Source organism: Actinomyces urogenitalis DSM 15434, assembly GCF_000159035.1.
Classification (GTDB): Bacteria; Actinomycetota; Actinomycetes; order Actinomycetales; family Actinomycetaceae; genus Actinomyces; species Actinomyces urogenitalis.
Genome location: NZ_DS999576.1, coordinates 178,193 through 190,736 on the forward strand (window position 1 = coordinate 178,193; position 12,544 = coordinate 190,736).

Annotated in this window: 9 protein-coding genes; 6 read left to right on the forward strand and 3 right to left on the reverse strand. The window is 71.4% G+C overall.

Translation table 11 applies throughout. From position 1 onward, the window contains the following. Positions 1–28: 28 nt before the first annotated feature. Entirely contained in the window at positions 29–730 is a 702-nt protein-coding gene (locus HMPREF0058_RS08965) for an AMIN-like domain-containing (lipo)protein (RefSeq protein WP_006549459.1), read from the reverse strand. Positions 731–824: 94 nt separating this feature from the next. Here HMPREF0058_RS08965 and HMPREF0058_RS08970 point away from each other — a divergent pair, with 94 nt between their 5' ends. Then, a complete protein-coding gene (locus HMPREF0058_RS08970) occupies positions 825–2,039 on the forward strand; it encodes a D-alanine--D-alanine ligase family protein (RefSeq protein ID WP_006549460.1) in 1,215 nt (404 codons plus the stop codon). A gap of 122 nt (positions 2,040–2,161) precedes the next feature. Further along, a complete protein-coding gene (locus HMPREF0058_RS08975) occupies positions 2,162–3,274 on the forward strand; it encodes a thiamine-phosphate kinase (RefSeq protein WP_006549461.1) in 1,113 nt (370 codons plus the stop codon). 399 nt (positions 3,275–3,673) lie between these two features. Here the strand turns inward: HMPREF0058_RS08975 and rpmB are convergent, their stop codons facing one another. Then, positions 3,674–3,865, reverse strand: coding sequence for a 50S ribosomal protein L28 (rpmB, locus tag HMPREF0058_RS08980; RefSeq protein ID WP_003785965.1), 192 nt, complete (start codon positions 3,863–3,865; stop codon positions 3,674–3,676). Positions 3,866–4,096: 231 nt separating this feature from the next. Here rpmB and HMPREF0058_RS08985 point away from each other — a divergent pair, with 231 nt between their 5' ends. The 3 genes from HMPREF0058_RS08985 (at position 4,097) to HMPREF0058_RS08995 (ending at position 9,283) form a co-directional block, all read left to right on the forward strand. Next, a complete protein-coding gene (locus HMPREF0058_RS08985; protein ID WP_006549462.1) occupies positions 4,097–6,028 on the forward strand; it encodes a DAK2 domain-containing protein in 1,932 nt (643 codons plus the stop codon). An 83-nt stretch (positions 6,029–6,111) separates the two neighbouring features. Next, positions 6,112–8,388 (forward strand): ATP-dependent DNA helicase RecG, encoded by a 2,277-nt coding sequence (locus HMPREF0058_RS08990; RefSeq protein ID WP_006549463.1) that lies wholly within the window; start codon positions 6,112–6,114, stop codon positions 8,386–8,388. Positions 8,389–8,515: 127 nt separating this feature from the next. Continuing rightward, positions 8,516–9,283: an SPASM domain-containing protein gene (locus tag HMPREF0058_RS08995; protein ID WP_050765686.1), complete on the forward strand. Its 768-nt coding sequence runs from the start codon at positions 8,516–8,518 to the stop codon at positions 9,281–9,283. 46 nt (positions 9,284–9,329) lie between these two features. On the opposite strand, the gene rsmD is transcribed toward HMPREF0058_RS08995, so the two are convergent. Continuing rightward, positions 9,330–10,001 carry a 16S rRNA (guanine(966)-N(2))-methyltransferase RsmD gene (gene rsmD / locus HMPREF0058_RS09000; RefSeq protein ID WP_275043057.1) on the reverse strand — a complete coding sequence of 224 codons (672 nt, stop codon included), beginning with the start codon at positions 9,999–10,001 and terminating at the stop codon, positions 9,330–9,332. A gap of 27 nt (positions 10,002–10,028) precedes the next feature. Here rsmD and HMPREF0058_RS09005 point away from each other — a divergent pair. Continuing rightward, the coding region (locus HMPREF0058_RS09005) for a glycoside hydrolase family 2 TIM barrel-domain containing protein (protein WP_081449221.1) at positions 10,029–12,544 on the forward strand (2,516 nt) is incomplete at its 3' end.

Genomic DNA, 12,544 nt, shown 5'->3' on the forward strand with positions numbered 1-12,544 from the left:
GTCGGGGTACCCCGGGCAGGTCTCCTGATCAGGGCTGGCGGACGTCGATGACCAGGCGGGAGGGCTCAGAGAGCGTGAAGACCCGGTACTGGGTCGACTCCGTGCCCAGCACCAGCTGGAACTGGTCCTCAAAGGTCCGGTCCAGGTAGACCTGCTTGAGGGCCGTGCCACCGGCGTTGACCAGGGCGGGGCCGTCGTAGTCGATCTGCTGGTCCTGCTCGGTCATGGGCATCTGGGTGCCGCGGCCGTAAACGCGGATGAGGTGGCTGCCCTCCAGGCTGAGGGGATCGCCCTTGCCCTGGGTCGAGGCCTCATCGACGACGTCAGCGAACCAGCCGATCGTGCCGGTGCCCGAGGTCTGGACGACCACCCGGTCATAGCCCTCGTGGACTCCCGTGCGCAGGGCCGTCTCCACACCCGCCTCGCCGCTGGGCTCCGACTCGGAGTGCCCCTCGGTCCAGGCAGCCTCAGGGTCCTGGGCAGACTCCTGCGCGGTCAAGGCCTGGCTCGTGGCCTCGGCTGAGGCGGAAGCCGACGGCGTCGCTGAAGCAGCCGGGGAGGACACCGACGGCGAAGGCGAGGACGCGGCTGACCCGGCCCCCGACGTCGAGCCGCAGGCGGCCAGAGCACCTGCCAGGACCGCGCCGAGCCCGCCAGCGAGCACCCCGCGGCGTGTGAGGTCTGTGGTGCCGTGAGCGCCGCGTGCGCCAGTGCGAGACGAGGTCGTCATCGGGTCCTCCTGAGGATGTGGACGGGCTTGGCTTCCACCAGGGTACGGGCACGGCGTCACGGAAGCAGTCAGCCAAGGCGGTAGCGTTGCGGCCATGTCGTCCACGAACGCGCCTGAGACCGCCACCAGCCGACCCCTGACCGCTTCGCCCGGGACCGAGCCGGGCACGGCCAGCGAGGCCGGCGTCGCACGCAAGCCGCGCGTCGCCGTCGTCTTTGGGGGCCGCAGCGGTGAGCACACGATCTCCTGCGCCACCGCGGCCGGGGTCCTGTCCGCGATCGACCGTGATCGCTTTGACGTCCTGCCGGTGGGCATCACCCTGGACGGGCAGTGGCTGCTGGTTGACGACGACCCAGCCGCCCTGGCCCTGGACGAGTCCCGCCCGCCGGTCGAGATCACGGCCGAGGGCCTGGGGCGCGGCGAGCTCGCGATGCGACTGGGCGGGGGAGCCTTCACCGCCGTCACCCCCACCGGCCCCAAGGTGCTGGGCGAGGTCGACGTCGTCCTGCCCCTGTTGCACGGCCCCTACGGTGAGGACGGCACCATCCAGGGCATGCTGGAGATGCTGGACATCCCCTACGTGGGATGCGGCGTGCTCGCCTCGGCCGCCGGCATGGATAAGCAGGTCACCAAGGTGCTGCTCAATGCCGCCGGGATCCCGACCGCCCAGCATGTAGTGGTCCACCCCCACCGTTGGGACAGTGAGCGTGAGCTCATCCTGGACGCCTGTGAGGCCCTGACCTACCCGCTCTTCGTCAAGCCCGCCCGAGCCGGCAGCTCGCTGGGCATCACCAAGGTCGAACGCCGGGAGGACCTGCCCGCGGCCATCGAGGCGGCACGCGAGGTCGACCCCAAGGTGCTGGTCGAGTCCGGCGTCGAGGGCCGGGAGGTGGAGGTCGCCGTCCTGGACGGTCACCACGGCGCCGCCCCACGCGTGGCCGAGCCCGGCGAGATCGTCATGGACGCCTCCCACGGGGCCGGGGAGTTCTACGACTACGAGACCAAGTACCTGGCTCACGACGCCGTCCAGATGGTCTGCCCGGCGCGCGTGAGCCACCAGGAGTCCGAGCTGCTCAAGGAGACGGCGGCCCGCGCTTTCGAGGCGCTAGGCGGGGAGGGCCTCATGCGCGTGGACTTCTTCCTCACCCCGCGCGGGGAGGCTGTGGTCAATGAGGTGAACACGATGCCCGGGTTCACTCCCTTCTCCATGTACCCCTACATGTGGCAGGTGTCTGGCCTGAGCTACACGGACCTGGTCAGCGAGCTCATTGAGCTGGCGCTGGAACGCCCGCGCAGCGTCAACCGCTGAGCGAGGCGACGCGCGCGGGCGGCACGGAGAGACAGGCAGACGTGGGCAGGACGGGATCCCGGGCCGGTCACCGCGGCACGACGACGGCGCGACCAGGAGGCTCGCTGGCCTCGCCTGCCACGGTGGCCGAGCTGGGGGAGGCGGGCCTGCTGGCCGTGATCACGCCGTTGCTGCCGGCCAGCCCCGTCCAGGTGGTGGGCAACGGGGACGACTGTGCGGTGCTCGCGGCGCCCGACGGGCGCTACGTGGTCTCCACCGACGTCCTCGTGGAGGGCCACCACTTCCGCACCGACTGGTCGGGCCCTGAGCAGGTCGGGCGGCGCGCGGCTGCCCAGAACCTCGCCGACGCCGCTGCCATGGGAGCGCGGCCGGTAGCCCTCGTGGTCAGCCTCGTCCTGCCAGGCGACACTCCTGTGTCCTGGATGGAGGGACTGGCCCGGGGCCTGGGTGAGGAGTGCCGCAAGGCTGGGGCCGGCGTCGTCGGTGGGGACCTGAGCGCGGGGGAGAGCATCGTCATTGCCGTCACCGTCCACGGGGACTTGGAGGGCCGTGAGCCGGTCCTGCGCAGCGGGGCACGGGCCGGGGACCTCGTGGTCCACGCCGGCGACCTGGGCCTGAGCGCGGCAGGGCTGGCGCTGCTGGAGGCCGGAGCGGCGCCGGGCTGTCACGGAGGCTGTGAGGCACCTTGGACGGAGGACGGCGATCGCGCCGCTCGCCTCGGAGGTGGGGCCGGTGCGGGTGCCAAGGAGGCGGGACTCATCCGCCGCTGCGTGGAGCGTTTCCTCGCGCCGGCGCCGCCGATTCAGGCTGGGCCCGCGCTCGCGGAGACTGGTGCCCACGCGATGATGGACGTCTCGGACTCCCTGCTGCGCGACTGTGGACGGATCGCGGCGGCCAGCGGCGTCGTCGTCGACCTGGACGATCCTGAGGACCCGCGCACGGTGCTGGGTCGGGTGGCCGCGGCACTGGAGCCTGTGGCGCAGGTGGTGCTGGAGGCTCGCGGTCAGGGGGAGCCTGGCGGTGCGGCGAGGCTCGCGCGCCAGTGGGTGCTGACCGGGGGAGAGGACCACGGCATGCTCGCCTGCGTGCCGGCTGACGCGATCCTGCCCGAGGGGGTGCGCGTCATCGGGCGCGTGCTCGAAGTCGGTGAGCCTACCGGGCAGTCGGCGCCGGGAGTCCTCGTCGGGGGACGGCCGTGGACGGGCGCGCTGGGCTGGGACCACTTCGCCGGCTGAGTGGGTGGCTCTTTCGTTGTGGTTGCAACTGGGGAGTGGGCTTGAGTCTTTTTCTGGGGTGCTGAGATCGTGCTTGCGGACCTGAGGAGGTCGTATAGGCCTGCGCTCGGGCGGTTGGAACGTGCTGCGGCGGATGCGTGCGTCGGTACGCGACGAGAACGTGCCTGACGAGGCTTGGGACGCACGTATGCGTGGCGTCAAGGCGCACTCATCTGCGTAGGGCCGTTCCAATGGGCGTAGGGCGCCTGATAGCCCAGCCTCGAGCCCGCAACCGCCCCCCAAGTGCGGCTCGCAGACCGCCGCCCCCCCCAGGCACCATCCCCCCCAGGGCCCGCCAGGCACGACGAAGGCCGCCACCCGAGGGTGACGGCCTTCCAGCGCCAGATCGGCAGGCTGCGCTCAGATGTTGCGCGTGACCTTGCCGGCCTTGAGGCAGGAGGTGCACACGTTCAGGCGCTTGGGGGCGCCGTTCACGAGAGCACGCACTCGCTGGATGTTGGGGTTCCACCGGCGGTTGGTCCGCACGTGGGAGTGCGAGACGCTCTTGCCGAAGATGGGGCCCTTGCCGCAGACGTCGCACACAGCAGCCACGGTCTCACTCCTGAATCTTCAATGCTTCAACGCTCGGACTCGTCGTCCGGCGCTAGGTCCACCGCCCGGGGAGTGCTCCCTCGGGCAACCCGGACACTGTATCGAACTTCGGGGCCCGCTCCCAAGCGCATCCAGCGTGGGCTGAGGCACAACCGTGCCACCTGGCTGGCGCAGCCAACCGCCTCAGGCAGGTAGCCTTGAGGGTATCCCACGGCACGCAAGGAGGACGAGGTGAAGGACGACGGCGCACGCCTGACCCCCCAGAGCGTGGACGCCGAGGCCCTGCGCACCTGGTTCTCCCTGGCCAGGGACACTGCCGAGGCCACCCGCAGCCTGGTCGACTCTCTCAACGTCTTCCCCGTCCCTGACTCTGACACGGGAACGAACGTCGCCCTCACCCTGCGCTCGGCGGTCGAGGCGCTCAGGCTGCTGCCGGCAGGAGCTGACGCCGCCCAGGTCTCCCGGGCTGCCGCTGACGGGGCCGTGCGCGGCGCCCGCGGCAACTCCGGACTCCTGGTCTCCCAGGCGCTGTCCGCCCTGGCGGACGAGGTCGCGCAGGCTCCGGACCCGAGCGGGCTGCGGCCGGTGGAGCTGGTGCACGCCTACGAGCGCATCGCCTCCACCACCTGGGCGGCGGTCTCACGGCCGGTGACCGGGACGCTGCTGACGGTGGCCCGCGATGCTGCGAGCACGGCACGCCAGACCCTCCAGGACGCCGATGCCGCACACCCGGCGACGGTGGCGGACATCGCGGCCGCGGCGGCCCTGGGCGCTCAGGAGTCCGTGGTCGAGACCGCAGGAATGGGGCACGGCCCGGTCGACGCCGGAGGAGCTGCCCTCATGCTGCTGCTGACGGCACTGTCCGACTGCCTGGGAGAGCAGGCGCAGGCCGCAGGCTCTGTGACCACGGGAGTCTCGGGGACGGCGTCAGAGGCGACCTATACGCGGGTAGCCCACCAGATGCTCATTGACCTGGCCAGCTCCGGCACGCCTCACGGTCACCTCTACGACGCCCAGGCCTCGCCCGACGCCTCGACCGGGGAGTTCGAGGTCATGTACCTGCTGGAGGCCACCGCCTCGCAGGCCGCTGCCCTGCGCCGCCAGCTGGAGGCCGTGGGAGACAGCGTGGGCGTGGTCGGCACCCCGGACGCCCTGGGAGTGGGGCTCTACCAGGTCCACGTCCATACGGACACCCCGCGCGCGGCGCTGCCTCGCGGTGGGCGTGCCCGCCAGGTGTGCATCCACCACCTGACCCCGACCACCATGGCGCTGGCCGGGGGCTGGGACGCAGCCGAGCCGCCGCTGGCCTTCGCCCACCCCGCCCAGGCGCAGGCCAGCAACGTCATCTCCCTGGAGCGCCTGGCTGCCAGGCGTCAACGCCGCGAGGCTGAGCGCGAGGCAGGTCTGCGTACTCACCCGTCCCAAGGTGGAGCCCCCTTGCCGCGTCCCCAGGAGCGCGTAGGCGTCATCGCCTGCACCCGAGCCCCGGGCCTCATTGAGCAGCTGGCCCGCACCGGCGCCGTCGTCGTCCTCGATCCCGAGCGCGAGGGCATCGTCAGGGCCGTGGGTGACCTGGGCCTGGCTCAGGTCCTCGTCCTTCCCTGCGACGACGACGGCGCAGCCGCGGCCCACGAGGCGGCTCGTTACCTGGCTGCCCGGGCTGTGCCCTCGGTCGTCTCGGGTCCGACGGGGGCGCGCCTGGCCGCCCAGGTCGACCCCGTGCCGGGCCAGGGCCTCAACAGCCCTCAGCTGCTGGTGGCCGATACCGACGACGAGGCTCGTGCCCTGGCTGCAGCGGTGGCCGTGGCTGGTTCTGTACCGGGTGGGCCTGGGGGAACCGGCGTGACGACGCCGGAGAGCACCAGCCTGACCGAGCTGGCCCGTCGCGCGAGCCTGGCAGGTGCGCATATGCGCACCCTGGCCTTCGACGGTGCCCAGGCCGAGGCCGAGTCCGTCGCCTTCGCCGTCGCCAGTCTGCTGCGCGGCGACGACGAGTTGGTCACCGTTATCCTGGGCCGTGACGCCCTGCCGGACGTCGGCTCACTGGCGGCCACCGCCGTCGCCCAGCGGGCTGAGACCCTGACCGGCTCGGCCGAGGCTATCGAGGTCGTCGTCCATGCCGGCGGCCAGGTCGCCCCAGATGTCCTCATCGCCGTCGAGTAGCACCTACCACCGTGTCCGTCCCTGTCTCCTCCACATCCTCCGCCCCTACTCCGCTCGGGTCTCGTCCGCTCCTGGCCACGCCCGTGGACAAGCTGCTGGGCAAGCGCACGGCCGAGCAGCTGGGCCGCCAGGGCGTGGAGACCGCCGGCGACCTGCTGCGCCTGCTGCCGCGACGCTATGACACCTGGGGGGACCTGACGGACCTGTCGAGCCTGGTTGAGGGTGAGCAGGTCACCGTCCAGGCCCAGGTCATGCGCTCAGCCGCTCGTCGCGCGCGCGGAGGCCGCCCGCCTGCCCTCATGGAGGCGCTGGTCACCGACGGCGCCTCCAAGATGGACGTGGTCTTCTTCGGCGCCGCCGGGCTCATGGCTCACTACGCCGAGCAGTTCTCGCCGGGGACCACCGTCCTGCTGTCAGGCAAGGTCGGTATACGCCACGGTCACCGCCAGCTGGCCAGCCCTCGCTTCCAGGTCCTGGACGAGCTGGACGAGGCCGAGCGCGCCGAGCTGCTGGCGCGACCGATGCCGATTTACCCCGCCACCGAGTCCCTGCCGTCGTGGCGGGTGGCCAAGGCTGTGCGCACGGTGCTTGACCAGCTCACCGAGCAGGACGTCCCGGAGCCCCTGCCGCCTGAGGTCCGCCAGGCCCACGACCTCGTTGGCGCCCTGACCGCCTGGCGCTGGGTCCACACGCCTGAGGACGCCGAGCAGTGGCGCGCGGCCCGCAAGCGCCTGCGCTACGAGGAGGCCTTCGTCCTCCAGAGCGCTCTGGTCCAGCGTCGCGCCGCCCATGAGGCCACCCATGCCGCCGTGGCCTGGCCGCGTCCGGGTGCCGGGTCCCTGCGAGCCAGCCTGGACGCCAGCCTTCCTTACACCCTGACCCGCGGCCAGGAGCGGGTGGGGCGTGAACTGGAGGAGGCACTGGCCTCAACGGTCCCGATGCAGACCCTGCTCCAGGGGGACGTCGGTAGCGGTAAGACCCTCGTGGCTCTACGGGCCATGCTTCAGGTGGTCGGTGGTGGGGGACAGGCCGCCCTGCTTGCCCCGACCGAGGTCCTCGCCGCCCAGCACCGTTCCTCCTTGGAGCAGCTGCTGGGGCCCTTGGCCCGGGCCGGGATGCTGGGGGGCGCCAGCCAGGCCACCCAGGTCCTGCTCCTGACCGGTTCCACCCCTACGCCCCAGCGCCGGGAGATCCTGGCAAGGCTGGCTGGGGGTGAGAGCGCGATCGTGGTAGGCACGCACGCCCTGCTGTCAGACACCGTCCAGATCCCCTTCCTGGGACTGGTCGTCGTCGACGAGCAGCACCGCTTCGGCGTCGCCCAGCGTGATGCCTTGCGCGAGCGAGGCAACGTGCGTGACCCGGACACCGGCCAGCTGCGCACCCCCCACCTGCTGGTCATGACTGCTACCCCGATTCCCCGCACCATCGCCATGACGGTCTTCGGGGACCTGGACACCGCGGTCCTGGACGAGCTGCCTGCCGGACGCAGCCCGGTGGCTACCCACCTGGTGCCCTGGGAACGCACCGGCTGGGTGGAGGGCATCTGGCAGCGTGCCGCCCGCGAAGTGGCCCAGGGCGGGCGGGTCTACGTGGTGTGCCCACGCATCGACGCCGGTGAGGCGGACCCGGGCGACAGCGCTGACGACCCGCAGGCCAGCGCCTCGCGCGGCGGTACGGTCCCGCTGTTCGCTGCCGTGCCCGGGACAGGGGATGAGGCAGCGGATGAGGAGAGCGCGCCGGCGCGCCCGCTTGCCTCAGTCGAGGACTGGGTGGAGCGACTGCGTGGCGAGCCGGCCCTGGCCGGGGTCAGCATCGGCACGCTGACCGGTCGCATGAGCCAGGCGGACAAGGACGCTGCGATGGCGGACTTCGCTCGCGGACGCGCACCGGTCCTGGTGTCCACCACCGTCATCGAGGTGGGCGTGGACGTGCCTGAGGCCACCATGATGGTCATCCTGGACGCTGACCGCTTCGGCCTGTCCCAGCTCCACCAGCTGCGCGGACGCGTGGGCCGCGGCCAGCGTGAGTCGCTGTGCGTGGCGGTCACCGGCGTCGAGGTCGGCTCGCCCGCCTTCCACCGGCTGCGCGCCTTCGCCCAGACCATGGACGGCTTCCGCCTGGCTGAGGCGGACCTGGAGCTGCGCAGCGAAGGCAACGTGCTCGGGGCGGCCCAGTCTGGCCGGCGCAGTGACCTGGACCTGCTGCGCGTGACGCGCGACGGCGCCCTCATTGCCTCAGCCCGGGCTGAGGCCGAGGCGCTGGTCAGTGCCGATCCGCACCTGGCCGATCACCGTGACCTGGCGGCAGCCATCGCTGACCGCCTGGATGAGGAGTCCCGGGCCTACCTCGAGCGAGCCTGAGCCACAGCCCGCAGCCCTGGTCGGTGCCCCTGGCGGGAGAGGGTGAGACTGGGTACAGGGTGAGGACTTCTCGACAAGGACGCCGGGGGACAGGATCGTGTCCTGGCGCTGCTCACGCAGGAGGACCGTGGCACACGCAGGCATTCCTCAGAACCAGGTGGCCCAGGGGCCGGTGCTCCGACCCCGCCTGCCCCTGTCCGTGGTCACCAAGCCCACCGGCGCCGCCTGCAACCTGGACTGCCAGTACTGCTTCTTCCTGTCCAAGGAGCTGCTCTACACCCAGAGCGGGGACGCCGTGACCTCGCGAAGCGTGAGCCCTCTGGGCTACGGCCGCTTCCTGACGGCGGTCTTCGATGAGTGGGTCCGCCAGGACATCGGCCGCGTCTTCGTCCAGGACCTCGACGCCGCCTTGTCCGCCCTGTTCGGCATCTACCCGGTGTGCGTCCACGTCCCCGAGTACGGGGTCAACCTTGCTATGGAGCTCAATGGCGACGTCTACGCCTGTGACCACTGGGTGGAACCGGACCGGCGGCTGGGCAGTGTCCTGGACAGCTCCTTCGCTGCGCTGGCCGCCACCCCGGTCATGCGCCGTTTCTCCCGCAAGAAGCGCGCGGAGCTGACGATGCAGTGCCGTCAGTGCCCGGTCGTGGGGCTGTGTCACGGTGGCTGTCCCAAGGACCGTTTTGAGCGCTCGGCCGACGGCGAGGACGGCCACAACTACCTGTGCCTGGGATATCAGCACTTCTACCGCCACATCCTGCCTGACCTGCAGGCCATGGCCAGGCTCCTGCGCGCAGGCCGCGCTCCTGCCGAGCTGATGGACCCGCGTACGCGCGAGCAGATGCGTGCCACTGGGCCGGCCAATCCGGCTGCCGAGGAGGGGCCTGGACGATGACTGTTGTGACTGCCTTGCTCATCGGTGCCTGTATGGGCTCCGCGGGCTAGGAGCTCTCCTGGTCGGGCTCGTCGAGCTCGGCGAACCACACGCGCGTCTCGCCGTAGGTCTTGTCCGCGAAACGGCGCATCCCCGCAGGCCAGCTGGGCTCAGGAGAACGGGTGGAGCGTTCCAGGACGACGACGCTGCTGGCTTCCAGCCACGGGTCCTCCCGGCGGGTCAAGGGCTCCAGCACCGCGCGCACGCCCTCCTCGTCGAGGTCGTAGGGAGGGTCGATGAGCACCAGGTCCACTGGCGCGCCGGCCGGGCCGGCCACGTAGGTAGCTGCCTTGGCGGTGACCGTTCGCACGCCCCGTATCCCCAGGGCGCGCACGTTCTTCTCACACACTTGGGTGGCTGTGCGTGCGGAGTCGACGAGCACCACCTCGCCGGCCCCGCGGCTGGCCGCCTCCAGCCCCAGCGCCCCGGAGCCGGCGAACAGGTCCAGGACCCGGGCGCCGTCGACCACCCCGTAGTGCTCCAGCCGGCCGAACAGCGCCTCGCGCACCCGCTCAGAGGTAGGACGCGTTCCGGCGCGGGGAACCTCCAGCCGGCGTCCGCCGGCGAGCCCGGCCACGATCCTCGTCATGCCGGCAAGCCTATGACAGCTCGGTGGAGTCGCGAGCCTGCCAGGTGCCGCGCCTGGACCACGCCGAGCGCGGTCAGCCGATAGGCTCAGTCACGTTGACCAGCCAAGGAGGAGACAATGACGTCAGCGCCCTGCGCCGCCCATGACGACGCGCCCTGGATGCTTCCCACCACCCCTGGACCAGGCCGGGGACGTCACCTGGTACCGCGAGCATGGGTACGCCGTTCCAGCCCCAGCCTGGAGCTATCGGGCACCTGGAGCTTCCGCCTGCATCCGGTGGCCGCCCCCGAGGGCGTGGATGATGCCGGCCGGAGTATCGAGCCCACCTTCGACACTGAGGACGCCACGCTCGGAGCGTGGAGCACCATCGAGCTGCCGGCGCACTGGGTGCTCACTGGCCAGGGGAAACGTGGCCTGCCCTGGTACACCAACGTCCAGTTCCCCTTCCCCCTGGACCCGCCCTTCGTGCCGGATGAGAACCCGACGGCGGACCACGTGCGGACCTTCGTTCTCCCCGACGGCTGGGGCCTGGGCGAGGAAGGAGGGCTCGACGTCCTGCGACTGGACGGGGTGGAGTCCTTCGCCTCGGTGTGGGTCAACGGCACCTGGGTCGGCACCACCCAGGGCTCCCGCCTGCCCAGCGAGCTGGACGTGACAGGGCTGCTGCGAGCCGGCAGCAACGAGATCGCGATCCGAGTCAGCCAGTGGTCACCCGGAAGCTACGCCGAGGACCAGGACCAGTGGTGGCTGCCAGGCATCTTCCGGGAGGTCACCCTCCACCACCGCCCGGCCGGACGCATCGACGACGTCTACGCGCGCCCGGACTACGACCCCGCCACCGGGACCGGCCGCCTGGAGGTCGAGGTATCAGGCCCCGCCGCGGCCTTCCCCGCCGAGGTCGTCCTGCCCGAGCTCGGGGTGAGCACCACCCTGACGGGTCCGGGGCTGGCGGTCCTGGAGGCGGGCGCCGTCGAGCCCTGGAGCGCCGAGATCCCGCGCCTGTACGAGCTGGATGTCCGTGCCACCGGCGAGACCGTCCGACTGCGTACGGGCTTCCGCCGCATCGAGGTGGTCGACGGCCAGGTGCGCGTCAACGGACAGCGGCTCATTCTGGCCGGGGTCAACCGCCACGAGGTGGGGGCAAGCCGCGGACGCGTCTTCAACGAGGAGTGGAGCCGGGCGGATCTGGCTCTGATGAAGGCCCACAACGTCAATGCCATCCGCACCTCTCACTACGCCCCGCACCCGCGCCTGCTGGACCTGGCTGACGAGATCGGCTTGTGGGTCATGGACGAGTGCGACCTGGAGACCCACGGCTTCGAGGCCGTCGGCTGGCAGGGCAATCCTGCTGACGAGCCGGCCTGGCGCGAGGCCCTGCTCGACCGTGCCCGCCGCATGGTCGAGCGGGACAAGAACCACCCCTCCATCATCTTCTGGTCGCTGGGCAACGAGTCCGGCACGGGACGCAACCTGGCGGCCATGAGCCAGTGGATCCACGAGCGTGACCACCAGCGTCTGGTCCACTACGAGGCTGACTTCGCCGGCCAGTACACCGACGTCCACTCCCGGATGTACCCCACCTTGGAGGAAGTGGCCGCCGTCGTCGAGCGGGATCCCGCCTCCCCGGCCGGCACCGGCCCGGTGGCGCTGTCTGGCATCCCTGCCTCCAGGCTCAGCCCCGGACAGGCGGCCCATGTACGCACCCTGCCCTACGTCATGTGCGAGTACCTCCACGCCATGGGCACCGGCCCGGGAGGTGCCGAGGGCTATACCAAGCAGGTTGAGCCCAACCCGCGCCACCTGGGCGGCTTCGTGTGGGAGTGGCGTGACCACGCGCTCATCGATCCTCGCCCTGAGGCCAGCGGCGCGCTGCGTTACGGAGGGGACTTCGGTGAGGACGTCCATGACGGCAACTTTGTGTGCGACGGACTGGTTACCGCCGACTCCGTGCCGAGCGCCGGCACCCGTGCCTGGGCCGCCAGCGTGGCGCCGGTGGTGGCCACCGCGCTCGCCGACGATCCCGGAGCAGTGGAGCTGCGTAACCGTTTCCACTCCCGTACCACTCAGGGCCTGGCCCTTGCCTACCAGGTCCTGGCCGAGGACAGCGGCCAGGCCGTGGTCACCGGCCAGGTCAAGGCGCCCGAGCTCGCTGCCGGCGAGTCCACCGTGCTGCGTGTGGAGGGCCTGGGCGAGGCCATCGAGCGTCTGCGGCGCGAGGAGCCGCAGGCCGTGGTGCACGTCCAGGCCGCGGTCCTCGACCCCGTGGTGGCAGGCATCCCGGCCACCTCGCCGCGGCAGGTGGACCCCGTCACCGGAGCGGTGCTGCTGCCACAGATCGGCCAGAGCACCGAGGACGGCCTGCGAGTGATGAACCTGCGGGAGACCTCGCTGGCACCGCTGGTTCCCGCCACGACCCGCCTGAGCGTGAGCGAACCGGGAGCGCGGCGGGTGAGCGGGGCGGTGGAGCTGGGCCAGGCACGCCTGGACAGCCTCGGCCGCCTGGTGGAGCTGGGCGGCGTCGAGATCGTGGGGCCCGAGGTCTGCGCCTGGCGCGCCCCCACGGACAACGACGACGGCCACGGCCCCGTGGAGTACTGGGACGTGGCGCCCACGCCGCAGAACACGGTTCCAAC